The sequence below is a fragment of the Arenibaculum sp. genome, assembly GCF_035998295.1.
In the GTDB taxonomy this organism is placed as follows: domain Bacteria; phylum Pseudomonadota; class Alphaproteobacteria; order Azospirillales; family Azospirillaceae; genus DASYHS01.
Map to the genome: position 1 here is coordinate 1 of NZ_DASYHS010000059.1, position 16992 is coordinate 16992.

Annotated in this window: 21 protein-coding genes; 12 read left to right on the top strand and 9 right to left on the bottom strand. The window is 71.7% G+C overall.

Annotated features, from left to right (window positions below; translation table 11 throughout):
* The coding region (locus VGO20_RS06485; RefSeq protein ID WP_327501491.1) for a hypothetical protein at positions 1-358 on the top strand (358 nt) is incomplete at its 5' end.
* A 15-nt stretch (positions 359-373) separates the two neighbouring features.
* On the opposite strand, the gene VGO20_RS06490 is transcribed toward VGO20_RS06485, so the two are convergent.
* From VGO20_RS06490 to VGO20_RS06500, 3 genes are read right to left on the bottom strand one after another with little or no spacing between them, the layout of a single operon-like run.
* A complete protein-coding gene (locus VGO20_RS06490) occupies positions 374-1012 on the bottom strand; it encodes a glutathione S-transferase family protein (RefSeq protein ID WP_327501492.1) in 639 nt (212 codons plus the stop codon).
* Positions 1009-1494 (bottom strand): SRPBCC domain-containing protein, encoded by a 486-nt coding sequence (locus VGO20_RS06495; protein ID WP_327501493.1) that lies wholly within the window; start codon positions 1492-1494, stop codon positions 1009-1011. Before VGO20_RS06495 ends, VGO20_RS06490 begins: the two co-directional genes overlap by 4 nt.
* Positions 1478-1828, bottom strand: a complete 351-nt coding sequence (locus VGO20_RS06500; protein ID WP_327501494.1) for an ArsR/SmtB family transcription factor — start codon at positions 1826-1828, stop codon at positions 1478-1480. The genes VGO20_RS06495 and VGO20_RS06500 overlap by 17 nt, the downstream gene beginning before the upstream one ends.
* A gap of 381 nt (positions 1829-2209) precedes the next feature.
* Here VGO20_RS06500 and VGO20_RS06505 point away from each other — a divergent pair, with 381 nt between their 5' ends.
* The 10 genes from VGO20_RS06505 (at position 2210) to VGO20_RS06550 (ending at position 11221) form a co-directional block, all read left to right on the top strand.
* The gene (locus VGO20_RS06505; RefSeq protein ID WP_327501495.1) at positions 2210-2641 is read left to right on the top strand and encodes a rhodanese-like domain-containing protein; all 432 of its coding nucleotides are present in this window, start codon (positions 2210-2212) and stop codon (positions 2639-2641) included.
* 50 nt (positions 2642-2691) lie between these two features.
* Positions 2692-4518 (top strand): methyl-accepting chemotaxis protein, encoded by a 1827-nt coding sequence (locus tag VGO20_RS06510; protein WP_327501496.1) that lies wholly within the window; start codon positions 2692-2694, stop codon positions 4516-4518.
* Between the two features lie 119 nt (positions 4519-4637).
* Positions 4638-5153, top strand: coding sequence for an RNA polymerase sigma factor (locus tag VGO20_RS06515; RefSeq protein ID WP_327501497.1), 516 nt, complete (start codon positions 4638-4640; stop codon positions 5151-5153).
* 7 nt (positions 5154-5160) lie between these two features.
* Positions 5161-5931 (top strand): hypothetical protein, encoded by a 771-nt coding sequence (locus VGO20_RS06520; RefSeq protein ID WP_327501498.1) that lies wholly within the window; start codon positions 5161-5163, stop codon positions 5929-5931.
* Between the two features lie 76 nt (positions 5932-6007).
* Complete coding sequence (locus tag VGO20_RS06525) at positions 6008-6535, top strand: methanogen output domain 1-containing protein (RefSeq protein ID WP_327501499.1); 528 nt, start codon at positions 6008-6010, stop codon at positions 6533-6535.
* Positions 6535-7572 (top strand): sensor histidine kinase, encoded by a 1038-nt coding sequence (locus tag VGO20_RS06530; RefSeq protein WP_327501500.1) that lies wholly within the window; start codon positions 6535-6537, stop codon positions 7570-7572. Before VGO20_RS06525 ends, VGO20_RS06530 begins: the two co-directional genes overlap by 1 nt.
* Positions 7569-8030 carry a response regulator gene (locus tag VGO20_RS06535; protein WP_327501501.1) on the top strand — a complete coding sequence of 154 codons (462 nt, stop codon included), beginning with the start codon at positions 7569-7571 and terminating at the stop codon, positions 8028-8030. The genes VGO20_RS06530 and VGO20_RS06535 overlap by 4 nt, the downstream gene beginning before the upstream one ends.
* A 146-nt stretch (positions 8031-8176) precedes the next feature.
* Positions 8177-9373, top strand: a complete 1197-nt coding sequence (gene sorT / locus VGO20_RS06540; protein ID WP_327501502.1) for a SorT family sulfite dehydrogenase catalytic subunit — start codon at positions 8177-8179, stop codon at positions 9371-9373.
* Positions 9374-9441: 68 nt separating this feature from the next.
* A complete protein-coding gene (gene sorU, locus VGO20_RS06545) occupies positions 9442-9807 on the top strand; it encodes a SorU family sulfite dehydrogenase c-type cytochrome subunit (protein WP_327501503.1) in 366 nt (121 codons plus the stop codon).
* Positions 9808-9895: 88 nt separating this feature from the next.
* The gene (locus VGO20_RS06550; protein WP_327501504.1) at positions 9896-11221 is read left to right on the top strand and encodes a DUF2254 domain-containing protein; all 1326 of its coding nucleotides are present in this window, start codon (positions 9896-9898) and stop codon (positions 11219-11221) included.
* Between the two features lie 4 nt (positions 11222-11225).
* On the opposite strand, the gene VGO20_RS06555 is transcribed toward VGO20_RS06550, so the two are convergent.
* The 4 genes from VGO20_RS06555 to VGO20_RS06570 all read right to left on the bottom strand — a co-directional run bounded on the left by VGO20_RS06555 (position 11226) and on the right by VGO20_RS06570 (position 13522).
* Positions 11226-11495 carry a hypothetical protein gene (locus VGO20_RS06555; protein ID WP_327501505.1) on the bottom strand — a complete coding sequence of 90 codons (270 nt, stop codon included), beginning with the start codon at positions 11493-11495 and terminating at the stop codon, positions 11226-11228.
* Positions 11496-11711: 216 nt separating this feature from the next.
* The gene (locus VGO20_RS06560) at positions 11712-12242 is read right to left on the bottom strand and encodes a dihydrofolate reductase family protein (RefSeq protein WP_327501506.1); all 531 of its coding nucleotides are present in this window, start codon (positions 12240-12242) and stop codon (positions 11712-11714) included.
* A 144-nt stretch (positions 12243-12386) separates the two neighbouring features.
* Positions 12387-12755 (bottom strand): GYD domain-containing protein, encoded by a 369-nt coding sequence (locus tag VGO20_RS06565; protein WP_327501507.1) that lies wholly within the window; start codon positions 12753-12755, stop codon positions 12387-12389.
* Positions 12756-12910: 155 nt separating this feature from the next.
* Positions 12911-13522: a LysE family translocator gene (locus tag VGO20_RS06570; protein ID WP_327501508.1), complete on the bottom strand. Its 612-nt coding sequence runs from the start codon at positions 13520-13522 to the stop codon at positions 12911-12913.
* Between the two features lie 111 nt (positions 13523-13633).
* On the opposite strand from VGO20_RS06570, the gene VGO20_RS06575 reads away from it, so the two are divergent.
* Positions 13634-14536: a LysR family transcriptional regulator gene (locus tag VGO20_RS06575; protein ID WP_327501509.1), complete on the top strand. Its 903-nt coding sequence runs from the start codon at positions 13634-13636 to the stop codon at positions 14534-14536.
* A gap of 425 nt (positions 14537-14961) precedes the next feature.
* Here the strand turns inward: VGO20_RS06575 and VGO20_RS06580 are convergent, their stop codons facing one another.
* Together VGO20_RS06580 and VGO20_RS06585 are read right to left on the bottom strand one after the other, a co-directional pair.
* On the bottom strand, positions 14962-16200 hold the full coding sequence (locus tag VGO20_RS06580) for a Zn-dependent hydrolase (protein WP_327501510.1): 1239 nt from the start codon (positions 16198-16200) through the stop codon (positions 14962-14964).
* 93 nt (positions 16201-16293) lie between these two features.
* A complete protein-coding gene (locus tag VGO20_RS06585; RefSeq protein ID WP_327501511.1) occupies positions 16294-16644 on the bottom strand; it encodes a hypothetical protein in 351 nt (116 codons plus the stop codon).
* Positions 16645-16992 lie beyond the last annotated feature (348 nt).

Genomic DNA, 16992 nt, shown 5'->3' on the forward strand with positions numbered 1-16992 from the left:
TCTCGCGCTCGTCACGTCGGGCCTGCCGAAGGACACGCAGGCCGTGATCCGGGGCAAGAAGCGCCCCTGCTTCGGCTGCTGGCTGTGCCTGTCCTTCGCGAAGGAGGTCCTCGGCTATTCGGGGTTGAACTTCAACGAAAACCCCGGCAAGGCATGGAAGAACTCCATCGACAGCCTCTCCAACCTGGTGAACCTCGCAGTGCAGCGGAAAATAAGCGAGAAAGTCATCGACAGGTGGGCGAGCGAGAAGATGGGCCTCCACAAGAAGGACCAGCTCTATACCTATATTTCCTCGGGGTTCCTGGGCGTAGGCCAGGACCAGGGCTACGACACGGAATCCGACGACGAGAGCCATTGAGGGCCGAGGGGAGGCCTACGCCTCCCCGAACGCCGCCATATGGTCGTGCAGCGCGCGCTGGAAGGCCGGGCGGGCCTCGCAGCGGGCGAGGTAGGCCTGCAGCCTGGGCTCGGCCGCCACGAGGTCGGTGTGGCGCAGGATCCGGAGCACCGTCGCCATCATCAGGTCGCCGGCGGTGAAGCGGCCCTCGAGATGGTCGCGGTCGCCGAGCCAGGCGGCCAGTTCCGACAGCCGCCGCGTCGCCTCGCGCTCCGCCGCGGGCCGCCGCGCCTTCGCCCAGTCCTCGTCGGCGTGGAACAGGTCGATCCCGGAGAGCTGCTCGATCACGGTCTCGATCGAGTTGAGCGCCGCGAACACCCAGGCGACCGCGCGTGCGCGCGCGGCCGGGTCGGCGGGCAGCAGCACCTCGCTGCGCGCCGCGACATGGAGCAGGATCGCCCCCGATTCGAACAGGACGAAGCCGTCCTCCTCGATCATCGGCACCTGGCCGAAGGGCTGGTGCCGGCGGTAGTCCGGCCCTTCCGAGTCCTCGAAGGAGATCTGCCGCGTCTCGTAGGGCAGCCCGGCCTCCTCCAGCGCCCAGCGCACCCGGAGGTCGCGCACCAGCCCCCTCGCGAAGTCGGGGACCCATTTGAAGGTGGTGAGGGTGATCATGCCGGCTCCCTCCGGGCCAGGTCCCCGGCGTAGTCGCGCTCGCGATCGAAGCACTCGTTCCAGCCGTCGACGTGGCTGTCGCGGCTCGCGACGCTCAGGAAGGGGGTCTGGTGGAAGGTCTGGACGGTCCTGCCGTCCCGCTCGGCGAAGGTCACGGTGACGAGCGTCTCGACGCCGGGCTGCTCGTCGCCGTCCTCCCAGGCGAAGGTGAAGACGATGCGCCGGTCCCGCTCGATCTCGCGGAACCGCCCGCTCATCCAGCTCTCCCCGTGGGCATCGGACGCGATGCAGGCGCGCCAAGCGCCACCCGCGCGGAAGTCGACGTCGAGGCTGGTGCAGGTGAAGTCCTTGGGCCCCCACCAGCGGATCATGTGCTCGCGCTGCTCCCAGATCCGGAAGACCAGCGAGGCCGGGGCGTCGAAGACCCGTTCGATCAGCAACTCGTCGTCGGCCGGGCGCCGCGCTTCAGTTCCGGTGGTCATCCTCGTCTCCTTTCGTGATGCTGGCGATGTACGCGTCCATCTTGTCGAAGCTTCCTTCCCAGAAGCGCCGGTAGCGGCCCAGCCAGCCGTCGAGGGCCTTCAGCGGCGCCGCCTCCAGCCGGCACGGGCGCCACTGCGCCTCGCGGCCGCGCGAGATCAGGCCGGCCGCCTCCAGCACCTTCAGGTGCCGCGACACCGCGGGCAGGCTGATGTCGAAGGGGGCGGCCAGCTCGTTCACGGTCGCCTCGCCCTGTGCCAGCCGCGCGAGGATCGCGCGGCGGGTCGGGTCGGCCAGCGCCGACAGGGTCGCGCTGAGGGGATCGGCAGGGGTCATAATTAACGTCCTAGTTAATTAACTGGGTCGTTAATATAGGATGCCGCGCCGCCCGTCAAGCCGATCCTGGGTCCGATGCCGGGCGGCACCCGCCCCCTCGACATCCGGCGCCGGCAATGTATCCCCCAGGCCGAACGCATATTCCGCACTCTCAAGTATGTCATCGTGCAGGTAGCCCGAGAACAGGACCGACGCGGCCGGCCGGTCCCGAAGTCCATCCTGACCGCCGTTACTTCCCGGACGCCACCCCGGACGCGAGCGATTCACGCATGTTTCGAAACAATGCTGTCGCCGGCGATCGAATGACGGCGAGGCATTAATCTCCTGGTAATCGGGTCGCACCATCCTGGCACGACGCAAGAAAACGACGGAGGTCACGCCATGCTGAAGACGCTGAGAACCCTGCTGCCGGTCCTGTTCCTCGCCGCCGGCCTCGCGGCGCCGGCCGCGGCGCAGGACGCGCCGACGACGATCCCGGGCGCCACCACGGTCGACGCCAACGCGCTGATCGAGCTGGTGGAGCAGGAGCCCGGCCTCGTCATCCTCGACAACCGCAAGGAGGCGGACTACGCGGCCGGCCACATCGAGGGCGCCGTGCGCCTGATCGACACCGACATCACCGACGACGGCGTGCTGGCCGCGCACATCCCGGCGAAGGACGCGCCGGTCCTGTTCTACTGCAACGGCGTCAAGTGCGGCCGGGCCGCGAACGCGGTCGAGAAGGCGGTGAAGGCCGGCTACTCCAAGGTCTACTACTACGCGCTCGGCATGGACGAGTGGCGCCAGAAGAACCTCCCCCTGGTCACGAACTGAGCCGGCCCCCCGGCGGCCCCGGCCGCCGGGGCAACAGGAGGAGTACGCCCGTGGGCCGAAACCGAACCATCATCTGGCTGCTCGCCGCGACCAACGCGGTCCTGATCCTGGCCAGCCTCGCCATCGGGTTCCGGATGACCCGCAGCTACGAGCGGCTGGTCTTCGACTTCCAGAACGAGCAGGCGCAGCGGGTCTCGGACGTCGCGGTCGACGACCTGCTGTGGGACACGCATTTCGCCGCCGTCTCGCGCGTCGCCGCCGAGATCGGCGCCGAGGCCGGCCTGCGCGCCGGGCTGCAGGCGCGCGACCACACGGCGCTGGCGGCGGTCCTGGCGGACGTCCACCAGCGCGGCGCCTTCACCAGCGGCGAGGTCGCGCCCGCCGGCATCACGGTGTTCGACGCCGACGCCAAGCCCATCGCCGAGCGCTGGCTGGCCGGGCAGGCCGACCTGCCGCCCGCGCTCGCGGCCGCGCTGGCCGCGCGCAGCGGCCCCGAGCGGCTGCAGGCGATGCAGCTGGCCTGGCGCCACCGGGACGAGCCGCGCATGACGGTCGTGGCGCCGGTCGGGGGCCTGCGGCTGCTGGGCTACGTGGCGCTCCACGTCGACCCGCTGCCGGCGCTGGGCAAGCTCGACCAGCGGCTGGGCATGGCGGTCACGGTGACGGGCCTCGACGAGGGCAGGCCGCTGGCGCGGATGGAGAGCTTCTCCATACCGGAGGAGGCCCGCACCGTGGACGCGGCCCTGGCGCTGCGCGGCCCGGACGGCGCGCCGCTCGCGCGCATGGACGTGGTACTGGACGTGACGGCGCTGACGGCGGCGCTGTCCTCGACCCGGCTGGTCTCGCTGGCGCTCTTCTGCGCGGTCGCGGGCGCGCTGGGCGGCGCCTCGATCCTGGTCACGCTGCTGTATCTGAGGGCGGGCGAGCGGCGCACGCGCGAGGCGGAGCGCGCGCTGGAGGAAGCGCGGCGCGCGGAGGAGGAGGCCCGGCGCGAACGCGAGCGGGTCGCGCAGGACGCGGCGCAGGAGCGGCGCGCCGCCATGCTGGCGCTGGCCGACGGCTTCGAGGCGCAGGTCAGGAGCATCGCCGAGGCGGTCGCCTCCGCCTCGGTCGCGGTGGAGGCGGCGGCGCAGACGGTCGCGGCATCCTCCAACCAGACCCGGCAGCAGTCGGTCGCGGCGGCGGGCGCCTCGGAGGAGGCCTCGACCAACGTCAACATGGTCGCCGGCGCGACCGAGGAGCTGAGCGCGTCGATCCAGGAGATCAGCCGCCAGGTCGGCGCGTCGAGCACGATCACCGGCGAGGCGGTGCGCGAGGCCGAGAACGCGAACCGGATGGTCGAGGACCTGTCGAACGCGGTCCACACGATCGGCGACGTGGTGCGCCTGATCAACGACATCGCGAGCCAGACCAACCTGCTGGCGCTCAACGCCACCATCGAGGCGGCGCGCGCGGGCGAGGCCGGCAAGGGCTTCGCGGTCGTCGCCAACGAGGTCAAGGCGCTGGCGAGCCAGACGGCCAAGGCGACGGAGGAGATCCAGGCCAAGGTCGCGGAGATCGGGGCGTCCGCGGGCCTCGCGGTGCGCGCGATTCAGGGGATCGGCACGACCGTGGTGCGCATCGACGAGATCGCGACGACGGTGGCCTCCGCGGTCGAGCAGCAGGGTGCGGCGACCCGGGAGATCGCCGGCAATGTCCAGCAGGCCGCGACCGGGACGCGGGAGGTCTCGCGCAACGTCGCCGGCGTCATGGACGCCGCCGGCGAGGCGGGCTCGGCCTCGGGGCAGCTGCTGGGGGCCGCGGAAAGCCTCGCGCGCGACGCCGAGCGCATGCGGCGCGAGGTCGACGCCTTCCTCGGGCGCATCAGGGCGGCATGACCGCCCGCGGGCCGGCGGGGATAGACCACCGCGCCGGCTGCGCCGGGGGGCGGTCCTGGGCTATGATGGCCGGCCATGAGCGCGGCCGGCGCGGCGCGCCGGCCCGGGAGACCCACCGCGTGAGCGATCCAGTCGAGCGCGAGCTGCGCAAGTGCCTGCCCCGGCTGTTCGGCTACGCGATCAGCCTGACCGGCGACCCGGAGACGGCGCAGGACCTGCTCCAGGACTGCGCCGTGCGCGCCTTCGCGGCCGCGTCGCACCCGGCCGAGCCGGCCGCCCTGCGGGCGTGGTTCTTCCGCATCCTGCGCAACGCCTGGATCGACCAGTACCGGCGCGACCGCTACGAGCCGATGACGCCGGCCGACGAGCCGGCCGTGGAGACATGGCGCTGCGACGCCGCCCTGATCGACGCGATCACCGTGCGCCAGGGGCTGGCGCGGCTGTCCCCGGCCTACCGGGAGGTGATCGCGCTGGTCGACCTGGCCGGCTTCGCCTACGCGGAGGCTGCCCGCATCCTCGGCGTGCCGGTCGGAACGGTGATGAGCCGGCTGAGCCGGGCGCGACAGGCCTTGCTTGCGGCGATCGGGGAAAGCAATGTGCGGCCCTTGCCGACGAAGGTCAGGACCGAGGCGTGAACGCACCATGAAGCCGAGCTGGGCCATCCTCAACGCCTATGTGGACGGCGAGCTCGGCCCGGAGGCGGCGGCCGAGGTCGCCCGGGCCGTCGCCGACGACCGGGAGCTCGCCCGGCAGGTCGCGGCGCTGGCCCGGCTGAAGGCGGCGGCGGCCGAGGCGATGGCGCCGCCCGCGGGCGCGGCGCCCCGGCTGCCGGCCGGCCGCGCGAGGCCGGCGGGCCGCCGCCTGCTGCCGGCTGCGGCGGCGGCGCTGGCGCTGGCGGTCCTCGGCGGCCTGTGGCAGCACGCGGCCCGGACCGACCCGACCGGGGCCTGGCTGGACGCCGTCGAGGAGCGTCATGCGCGCTGGGTCGAGGCCGATCCCCGTCCCTCGCCGATCCTCGCCGCCCCCGCTTCCACCCCTGCCGCGGCGGCCGGCGAAGGGAGGATACCCGACCTCGGCCCGATGCGCCTCGAGGTCGCCCATGCCACGAGCTTCGCGCAGGAGGGGCGGCGCGTCCTCCATGTCGGCTATGTCGGCGTCAACGGCTGCCGGCTGAGCCTGTGGATCGGGCCGGCACCCGCGGGGCTGCCGGCGGAGTTGGCGGAACACCGGGAGGACGGCGCCCATGTCCTGACCTGGCGCGCCGGCGATACCGCCTACGCCGCCGTCGCCCGGGGCATGGACGCCGGCCGGCTGAAGGCGGTCGCGCGCTACGTCGAGGACCGCAGCCGCGGAGCCGTGACGCGCCTGGCCGGGGCCGAGGCGGAAGGAAGTGGTGCCCCCTGCCTCGGATAGCAATGGCCGCGACGCTTTCGGGGCGCTGGACCGCGTGTTATGTTCGCGCCGCACCTTCCGCTGAGGGGACATGGCCTTGGAACGGACAACGGACATTCGCGGCGCCCAGGTGCCGCTCGAACGCGACGTCTTCCTGCGCTCGCTCCTGCGCGAACTGGCGGGCACCCTGCAGAACGTCGTCGGCGTAGACGAGGCGTCGGGCTACATCAGCGTGGTCGGCGCCGCGATCGGCGAGCAGATCGACAGCGCCTACCGCGAGGCGATCCAGGTCGACCGGCTGACGCGGGAGCAGGTCGCCGAGGTGCTGGTCGATCTCAAGCGGCGCATCCAGGGCGACTTCTTCGTGATCGAGGAGCGGGAGGACCGGATCGTGCTCGGCAACCGGGCCTGCCCGTTCGGCGGCTTCGTCGAGGGCCGGCCGTCGCTGTGCATGATGACCTCCAACGTGTTCGGCTCGATCACGGCCCAGAACCTCGGCTACGCCCGCATCGACATCGAGCAGTCGATCGCGGCCGGGCATCCGGGCTGCCGGGTGGTGGTGCATCTGCGCCCCAGCGACACGCCCGAGCCGAACGCGCGCGAGTATTTCAGGCAGGCGGACTGATGCCGGACAGGGACATCGAGGCGTTCCTGGACTTCCTGCAGGAGCCCGTGTTCATCGTGACGTCCGCGGCCGCGGTCCTGCGCGCGAACGCCGCGGCGAAGCGGCTCCTCGGCGCCGACCCGACCGGGCGGAACCTGACGGAGCTGATCACATCTCCCGCCGAGGAGCTGCGCGCCTATCTGCGGCGCTGCTCCGGCACCGCGGCGCCGCTGGTCGGCGCGCTCACGCTCGCCCTGCCCGACGGCACGGGCGCGAGGCTGCGCACCCACGGCGCACGGCTGCCCGGCCCGCCTTCGGGGCCGGTCCGGCTCGCCCTGCGCGGCACCCCGGTGCAGGCCGACGAGTTCTCGGTGCTGGCGAGGAAGGTGCGGGAACTGAACGCCGAGATCCACGAGCGCCGGCGCACCCAGGCGGCGCTGGAGGAGACGCTCGACGACAACCGGGTGCTGATGCGCGAGCTGCACCACCGGGTCAGGAACAACATCCAGCTGATGCTGGGCCTGTTCTCGGCGGCGAAGCGCGACACGGCCTCGCCGGAGGCGCAGCAGATCCTGGAGCAGGCGCGGCAGCGGCTGCTGTCGATCGGCGCGGTGCAGCAGCTGATGTACCAGTCGCAGGACATGCGCGCGGTTCCGGCCGGGTCCTTCCTCGCGGCGCTGTGCGAGGCGATGGGGGCGACGCTCGGCCCCGGCGTCCGGGTCGAGGTCGCGGCGTCCGAGGACGAGCTGTCCAACGACCACGCCTTCCCGCTGGCGCTGATCCTCAACGAGCTGCTGACCAACGCGGCCAAGCACGGGCTGCGGGACGGGCGCGGCACCGTCCGGGTCGCGCTCCGGCGCGAGGGCCCCGAATTCGTGCTGGTCGTCCACGACGACGGGCCCGGCTTCATCGCCGGCCCCGAGCGCCGGTCCTCGGGCCTCGGCCTCGTGCGCGGGCTGTGCCGGCAGATCGGCGGGGCGGTGGAGATCGAGAACGACGGCGGCGCGCGCTGCACGATCCGCTTCTCGGCCGGCGCGCGGCAGGAGGACGCCTCGTGAGCGCGCTGATCCTGATCGCGTCCGGCGACGAGACCCACAGGAGCGGCGAGCCGCCCTCGGCCGATCCGGCCGCCCGGCGCACGCCCGGGACGGCCAAGGTGCTGGTCGTCGAGGACGAGTGGTTCATCTCGATGGAGATCGAGACGACCCTGGAAGACGCCGGCTACACGGTCGTCGGCGTCGCGGTCAACGCGGACGAGGCCGTGCGCATGGCGGAGATGTACCGGCCGGACCTGGTGCTGATGGACATACGGCTCCAGGGCGGCAGCGACGGGATCGCGGCGGCGACCGAGATCGGCCGCCGTTTCGGCCCGCGCTGCCTGTTCGTCTCCGCGCATTCCGACCCGGACACCAAGGAGCGGGGGCAGGTGGCGAACCCGCTGGGCTGGCTGCCCAAGCCGTTCTCCGCCCACCAACTGGTCCTTGCGGTCGAGGCCGCGCTGCGCGGCCGCCGGTAGACCGATTTTTCTGCCGCCCCGGGGAATAGGCGGGGCGCCCCGTTCGTCTCTTCCTGGACCGCGCCCGCAGGCGCGGAAGGCCACGCGCGCCGCAGGCGCGAAAGGTCGAGAGGCGCGCCGCAGGCGCATAGGGAGGAACACAGACGATGCACAATGCAGTCCTTCACCGCCGGCACTTCATCATCGGCGCCGCCGGAACGGCGGGCGCGGTGGCGACGGTCGGCATGGCCGGCCCGGGGTCCGTGGCCCTGGCGCAGGACGCCAAGCCCCTGCCGGACTACGTCGCGTGGAAGGACGCCGACGCCGTCATCGTGCACAGCAACAACACGCTGGAGATGAAGCGCGGCCAGGGCGGGACCAGCGGGATCACGCCCGCCGACCAGCTCTACATCCGCAACAACGTGACGGCGCCGGGCGAGGAGATCGTCGCCGACCCCGACGCCTGGTCGGTGTCGGTCGAGGGCGTGCGCAACCCGCGCGGCATGACGGTCGGGGAGCTCAAGAAGCTCGGCGTCGACACGGTCGCCGCGGTGCTGCAATGCTCGGGCAACGGCCGCGCCTTCTTCGACCACGAGGCCAGCGGCACGCAGTGGACGGTGGGCGCCGCCGGCAACGTGCTGTGGAGCGGCGTGCCGGTGCGCGTCGTGGTCGAGGAGCTGGGCGGCCTCGCGGACGGCGCCAAATTCATGACCGGCACCGGCGGCGAAACGATCCCGGAAGGCATCGATCCCAAGACGGTGATGGTCGAGCGCTCGGTCCCCGTGGAGGCGATGGAGAACGCCATCCTCGCCTGGGAGATGAACGGCGCGCCGGTCCCGCTGGCCCATGGCGGCCCGCTGCGCCTGGTCATCCCCGGCTATTTCGGCGTCAACAACGTCAAGTACATCAAGACGCTGGCCTTCACCGAGCAGGAGAGCGACGCCAAGATCCAGCAGTCCGGCTACCGGGTCCGCCCGGTCGGCGTGAAGGGTGCTCCGGACCAGCCGTCGATGTGGGAGATGGGGGTCAAGTCCTGGGTGACGCACCCGCTGATGGAGGCGGGCACGGGACGGGTCCAGATCCACGGCGTCGCGTTCGGCGGCACCAACCCCGTGGAGAAGGTCGAGGTCTCGACCGACGGCGGGCAGAGCTGGCAGGAGGCGCGCTTCATCGGCCCGGACCTCGGCCGCTACGCCTGGCGCCCCTTCGTGCTGGCGGCGGAGCTGGCCCCCGGCACGCATACGATCGCCAGCCGCGCGACCGACAGCCAGGGCAACGCCCAGCCCGAGGAGTTCGAGCCGAACGAGCGCGGCTACGGCCACAACGGCTGGCGCGACCACGCCGTCGACGTGACGGTCGGCTGAGCACGGCCTGCGGCCCCGCCCGGCACGGGCGGGGCCGCCCCTTCTTCCCGTTCGAGATGGAACCGACCATGCCGCATCCTTCGCGGGCGCGACGCCTTCGCGCCCGTACGGCGCCTGCCGCCCTGCCTGTACTCGCCCTGGCCGCCCTGGCCCTCGCCGCCTCCTTCGCGCTCCCGGCCCGGGCGGCCGACGCCGAGCCCGGCCGGCAGCTTTTCACCGCCGAGGCGATGCCGCCCTGCGCGCTGTGCCACACGCTGGCCGACGCCGAGGCGACGGGGACCGTGGGCCCGAGCCTCGACGATCTGAAGCCGAGCGCGGACCAGGTCCGCGCCGCGGTCACCCGCGGGGTCGGCGTGATGCCCCCCTACGAGGACTTGAGCACGGAACAGGTCGACGCGCTCGCCGCCTATGTCTCGGGGGTGGCGGGCCGGTAGCGGGCGGGCGATAGCGGGCGGGTCGCTTCGAACAATCTTCCCGGCCGAGCGTTGAGGGGGTCCCCCCGCCCGGTCACGGAGACGGCCGATGTTCGCGCGGCTCAGAACGCTCTGGGAGATGGTCCGCACCGGCCTGTGGTTCGTTCCCGGGCTGCTGGCGGCGGGTGCCGCCCTGCTCGCCTGGGCCGCGCTGTCGTTCGAGATCGACCTGACGGGCGACGGCGAGACGGTCTGGTGGCTGCACAGCGGCGACGCCGAGGACGCCGCGGAGCTGCTGTCGAGCCTGCTCACCTCGATGATCACGATGGCGACGCTCGCGCTGTCGATCACGATGGTGGTGCTGACGCTGGCGGCCGGCCAGCTCGGGCCGCGGCTGATCCGCAGCTTCATGGCCGACCGGCGCACGCAGCTTATGCTGGGCTTCTTCCTGGCCACGATCGTCTACCTCATCCTGGTGCTGCGCGCCATCAACGAGCTGGGCGGAGAGGCGGGCGGGACGGGCGGGACGAGCGGCGTTTCCCACCTCGCCGTCACGATCGGCACCGTCCTGGTGCTGGTATGCATATTCCTGCTGCTGTTCTTCGTCCATCACCTCGCGCGCTCCATCATCGCCGACACCGTGGTCGAGCGCGTCGGGCGCGACCTGGACGCGGCGATCACGGCCATGCTTCCGGACGCGGACGGCGCCGGGGAGCATCCCGCCCTGCCGCCTTCCCTGCCGGAAGGCGGCGCCGGGTTCGGGCTGGAACGGGGCGGCTACGTCCAGGCGGTGGACCATACCGGGCTGGCGGAGTGCGCCCGCAAGGCCGGCGCGATCATCGAGCTGGGGTTCCGGCCGGGACAGCACCTCCTGCCGTCGGGGCGGCACGGCCGGGTCCATCCCGCCTCGGCGCTGGGGGGCGACCTGCGGGCCGCCATCGCGGACCACGTCGTCCTCGGCAGCCAGCGCGCCGCCGGCCAGGACCTCGAATTCTCGGTCAGGCAGCTCGTCGAGATCGCGCTGAGGGCGCTGTCGCCGGGCATCAACGACCCGTTCACCGCCGTGGCCGTCATCGACCGCCTGGGCCTGTCGCTGGCCCGCGCGATGCGGCGCGGCGCGGCCGCGAACGCCTGGCGCGACCGGGACGGCATCGTGCGGGTGACCGGCCCGTCGACGAGCTTCCGCGGCCTCGTCGACGTCGCCTTCAACCAGATCCGGCAGACCGGCGAGGGCAAGCCCGCGATCCTGATCCGCCTGATGGCGATCCTCGCCCATCTGGCCGAGCAGACGCGGCACGACGAGCACCGGCGCGTCCTGGCCGACCATGTCGGCCTGGTCGGCGCCGCGGGCCGCCGCTCGATCGAGGAGCCGTACGACATGGCGGCGCTGGAGGAGCAGCGGGTGGCGGCACTCTCCGGGCTGCGGGAGGGCTGAGAGGCTATCGGGTCGGGCCGGCCCCGGCCGTCTCCTCCAGCAGCTCCCTGAACGGCCGCCCGCGGGTCCCCTCCTGCTCGGTCAGGAGCAGCGCGAAGTCCACGCCGTCCAGGCCCGGCGTGTGCAGGACCTCGGCGATGCGGAAGGTAAAGAGCGTTCCGCGGTCCTCGAACTGGACGCCGTCGCCGGCCCGGGGAGGCAGGCGCAGCTCCTTGTCGCTCCAGACCGGTTTCTCGCCGTCGCGTACCAGCAGGCAGCGGCATCGGATGCTCATGGCGGTTCTCTCCGTTACAGCAGGCCGAAGAAGGCGAGCAGCGCCAGGGTCAGCAGGAGCGAGACGAGGATCGACCCCGCGCAGCCCAGCCGGTTGCTGAAGAAGAAGAACAAGGGCGCCCCCATATCGGTCCTGCGCTACCAATGGCGCGCAGCGGCATCCGTTCCGACGGGGACGCCGATATGGGCGTGAACGGGACGGCCTGATCGCGCGTCTTCAACCCGGAACGTAGGTCAGCCTGATCACCTGCCCGTCGATCAGGTCGCTGCCGACGAGGCGGAGCGGCGAGCGTGGTCCGGCGAAATATGGCTTGCCGGCACCAAGCACGACGGGGTGCAGGTAGATGCGATACTCATCGATCAGCCCAAGCTCGGTGAGGCTTCGCGCCAGGGTCGGGCCGGCAACTTCGATCTCGCCGTCGCGCTCGGCCTTGAGCCTGCGGATCGCGGCCTCGAGATCATCCTCGACGAGGCTGGCGTTGGGGCCGACCGACTTCAAGGAGCGTGAAACGACCCATTTGTGCTGGTTCCGCCACGCCGCCGCGAAGGCGTGTTCGTCCGCTTTCCATTCGGGGTGGTCGTCGTCCCAGTAGCGCATGATCTCGTACATGTGCCGACCGTACACGCTGCCCGCCTGCCCTCGGGCCTCCTCGATGAAGTGGCGGAACAGCGCAGGGCTCGGCCCGAACGCCATATGATCGACGAAGCCGTCCAGCGACTGGTTCATTCCGAACACGAGCTTCGCCATGGCACCACTCTCCGGCTGAGGTCCTTCAGGATAGCGTCAGCGCAGGTCCGCTTTCCACTCCCCTCCGCCGCTTCGGCCTCCTCGCGCGCGCTCCCAAAAGCCGTCAGTCCGCTTGGGGAGCCGCCTTCGCCGGATGGTTACGGTTCATCCCGGCGGGACGGGCTCCTGTTCCTGGCCGTCCGGCCCCTCCTCTCCCGGTGCCCGATACGTGATCGAGGAGGCCTTCCGAAGGGCATCGAGCGTCTCGTCGACGGTCAGCAGGGCCGTCGTCTGGATGGAGCTCAGCGCTCCGCCGGCGCCGATCGCGATCGCCGTGGCCGCCATCGAGACGTTGTCCGGAGCCTCCCACAGATTGTAGGCGTCATGATCGCCGAAGGCGTACCAGAAGCCGTGCAGCTTTCCGCCGACGGCCTCGATGTACTGCCTGGCTGCCGCACGGCGGTCCTCGGGCTTCTTGATGAGCCTTGCCCAGGTCTCCGGCGTGTAGCTGAACCGCGTCAGGTATAACGGCATCGGTTCCTCCTCCGTCGCGTTCGCCCCGCCGGCGGTCTGGACATGCCGGACCGGACGGCTCCAGCGTGCTCTTCAGGACTGGGCGCCGCAATGACGCCGAAGGCCATGACCGCCGGAGCAGCAGGCGGAGCGGACGCCGCCGGCGGCACCCCGCCTCAGCCCAGCCACATCGGGACGATGGACAGGAACAGCAGAAGGCCCAGCACGGCGTTGACCGCCCGCCACTGCCGCTCCGTCCGCAAGGCCCGGGCGAGCAGGAACCCGCCCACGCACCACAGCGACAGCGACGCGACCGCCGCCGCGCCGAACGTCGCGCCGAGCAGCAGGGCCAGGTGCAGCGGATCGGCCGCCAGGGCCGCGAACGAGGTCGCCGCCCCGAGCGCCATCGCCCAGCCCTTGGGGTTGAGCCAGAGCAGGAGGAGGCCCGCCCAGAAGCCCGTCGGCGCCGCGGCGGCATCCGATGGCGCCCGGGACCCCGCCTGGGGCGACCCGCTCGTGCCGATGGTCCAGGCCAGCCACGACAGATAGGCGGAGCCGAGCAGCTTCATCGCGAGCTGGAGGACGGGAGCGGCCTGCAGGAGCGTCGCGAGGCCGGCGGACGCCGCCGCCGCCAGCGAGGCGAGGCCGAAGGCGATGCCGGCGAGCAGGGGTATGCTGCGCCGGAACCCGAACCGGGCGCCCGAAGCGGTCGCCAGCGTCGTGGCGCCGCCCGGCGTCAGCGTCGCCACCACTGCGAACAGCACGAGCGCCAGGAACATCTCCGGCATGGTCCCCTCCCCTTCCGATTGCAACCGGGTGCAGGGAGGATCACGCGCGGACTGACATTAGGAAACCCAAATGTTTTAATGCGAGATATTAACATCGTTATTGGCCCGACCATGAACCGCAACCTCGACACCAGCCTGCTGCGCAGCTTCGTGAGTGCCGCCGAGACGGGCAGCATGACGACGGCGGCGAACACGCTGCACATCACGCAAGGTGCCGTCAGCCAGCAGATCCGGCGCCTGGAGGAAAACTTCGGCTGCGTCCTGTTCAGGCGGGGGCGGCGCGGCCTCAGGCTCACCGACGCCGGCGAGCGGCTGTTCGGGAAGGCCAAGCGGCTGCTCGGCCTCAACGACGAGATCTGGACCGCGATGACAGCCCGCGACGTCGCGGGCGAGATCAGGTTCGGCACGCCCGCCGACCTCGTCGGCACCCATCTGCCGCCGGTGCTGAGCGCGTTCGCCCGCAGCCATCCGCAGGTGGACCTCTCGCTGGTCTGCGCCCCGTCGCCGCAGCTCGCGGACGAGCTGGCCGCCGGCCGGCTCGACCTCGCCCTGGTCGAGGAGCCGCTCGGCCGGTCGGCGGGGGGCCGGTCGGCGGGGGGCCGGTCGGCGGGGGAATGCCTCTCGGTCGAGCGGCTGGCCTGGTTCGGCGGCACGGGGGGCGAGGCCCACCTGAAGCGCCCCCTGCCGCTGTCGATCGTCAGCGACGGCTGCGCGTTCCGGCCGGCGATCCTGGCGGCCCTGCGCGGCCACGGGCTGGAATGGAAGACGGTGTTCGAGAGCGGCAACGCCGAGGCGACGGTCGCGGCGGCCAGGATGGACCTGGCGGTCACGGCGTGGCTCGCCTCCGCCGCGCCGCCCGGCCTGGAGATCCTGCCGCCGGAAGCGGGCCTGCCGGACCTGCCGAGCTTCGCGGTCAACCTGCACGTCGCGCCGTCGGGCGTCGGCGCCGCGGCGCAGGAGCTGGTCCGGCATCTCCGCGAGACATTCCGCAAGGCGCCCCGCGACGCCGGGTGACGAACGACCTGAACGGCCGTATCCCGCAGGGGAATCACTCGATCGACCCGACTGCGAAGCTGCCGTCCGCCCTCGATCCCGCCCAATCATGAATCACCACGAGCGCCAAGACCTGAAGTCAATGGCCCGTCGCCAAAAACAATAACCCTCTCCGAGTGGGAGTGGGAGGGGCCCGCCGCGTAAAGCGGCGGGAGGATGAGGGGTTACGCCCTCTCCATTACTGAACACCGTCACCCCTCACCCTTCCCATGCTTGCGCATGGGCCCCTTCCCTCTCCCACAGGGAGAGGGAATATTATCTCATAACTTATCGAAGCGGAACTTCTGCGGCCCAACCCCATACCCACCAACGCGTCATAGGACTGCGAAAGCTTGCGCCCGCTCTCGCGAGCGAGGTGAAGTCCGGACCTGCCGCCGCCCGCCGCGTCAGCCGATGCCGGCGAGGCGGCTCGCGACGTCGAGCAGCACGTTCGCCCCGGCGGCCAGCTCGTCCGGCTCGGTATGCTCGCGCGGATTGTGGCTGATGCCGTCGCGGCTCGGCACGAAGATCATCGCCGAGGAGCAGATGCGCGCCATCATCTGGGCGTCGTGGCCGGCGCCCGAGGTCATGCGCCGCGACCTCAGCCCTCGCCGGCCGGCCGCCTCCTCGACCAGCGCGACGATCGCGCCGTCGAAGACCACCGGCTCGAAGCGGACCAGGCGCTCGACCGATACGCGCACCCCCTCCTGCGCGGCCAGTTCCTCCAGATGGCGCGCGAGGGCCGCTTCCAGGTCCCTCAGCCGGCCCTCGTCGGGATCGCGCAGGTCGACGGTGAAGGTCGCGCGGGACGGGATCACGTTGATGACGTCCGGCTCCAGGCGCAGGGAGCCGACCGTCGCCACCGACTGCGCATGCGACGCGGTGACATGGTCGCGCAGGAACGTCACGACGCGCGCGGCGGCGTGCCCGGCGTCGCGGCGCATCGACATCGGCGTCGTCCCGGCGTGGTTCGCGGTCCCCTCGATCGTGACCCGCTGCCACGAGATCCCCTGCAGGGTCTCCACCGCGCCGATCGGGAAGCCTTCCCGTTCGAGGACCGGTCCCTGCTCGATGTGCAGCTCGACATAGGCGGACGGCTTCAGGAAGCCCGGCTCCCGGTCGCCGGCATAGCCGATGCGCGCCAGCTCCTCGCCGAGCACCGAGCCGTCGGTGCCGACGCTTGCCAGCGCCTCGCCGAGGTCCAGGCCGCCGGCATGGACCAGCGAACCCATCATGTCGGGGGCGTAGCGGGCACCCTCCTCGTTGGTGAACGCCGCGACGACCAGGGGCCGCGCGGGGACGAGGCCGGCGCCCCGCAGCGTCTCGACCACCTCGATCCCGGCCAGGACGCCGTAGCAGCCGTCGTAGATGCCGGCATTGACCACGGTGTCGATGTGCGAGCCGAGCATGACGGGGTCGGCGCCGCCGGCGCCTTGCGGGGTCCAGATGCCGAAGACGTTGCCGATGCGGTCGACGGCGAGGTCGAGCCCCGCACCCGTCATCCATGCCACGAGCAGGTCGCGCCCCGCCTTGTCGGCGTCGGTCGCGGCGATGCGCACGAGGCGGCCCTGCGCGTCGCGGCCGATCCGGCCCAGCTCGTGGAGGCGGCCGAGCAGGCGGCCGGCGTCGATCGAAAGCTCACTCACGGACGGCCTCCCCAGGTTCCGGACGATCTTGCCGCTTGCGATGCCCGGCGGTCGAGTCGAAAGCCGGCTGGCCGGTCACGGCGGCCGCGAGGCTCAGTTGCAGCCGATCATCTCTCCGGCATAGGTGATGGTGCAGCGGTTCCCCATGCTGTCGATGGTATGCACCCCGGTCGAATCGCTCCAGCTACGCAGGGTGTAGGTGTTGCCCATGCTGTCGGAGCTGGTGACGACGTCCGTCCCGTCCGGCGTCGTGTAGCTGTCGGTCCGGGACGAGTAGGTGTTGCCGAGGGAGTCGTGGGTCTCGACGCGGACATTGCCTTGCGGGTCCACATGGGTCTCGCTGCAGACCCGGTACGGATATTCGCCGAAGCACTCCGCGTGGGCGGTGCCCGCGCCCAGCGCGATCATGCAGCCGACCATGGCGAGCAGGTCCCTGGCGGTCATGCGTCTACCCCCTTCTATCGTGCCGGCGGAGAATGTATCGGATTTTCCGGGAAGGCAACCGAGCGGGGACGGTTGCGGGCGGGTGATCATGGCAGCCGCTACGGTCGGGCTTGGTCCCGCGGGCCCGTCCAGGAGACTCCTCTGAGAAGAGATAGCCCGCCTGCCCTCACCCTCCCGCAAGCGGGCGAGGGGATTCGTGGGGGTGGTGTCAGGTGAGGTCGAAGCCTTTGGCGCGGATGAAGGCGCCGAAGCCGGCGCGTTCGGGACGGGAATACTGGCGGGCCTTGTCCTCGGACCAGCCGTAGTCCTCGGCCGGGCCTTCTTCCTGCGCGAAGCGTTGCTTCGTAT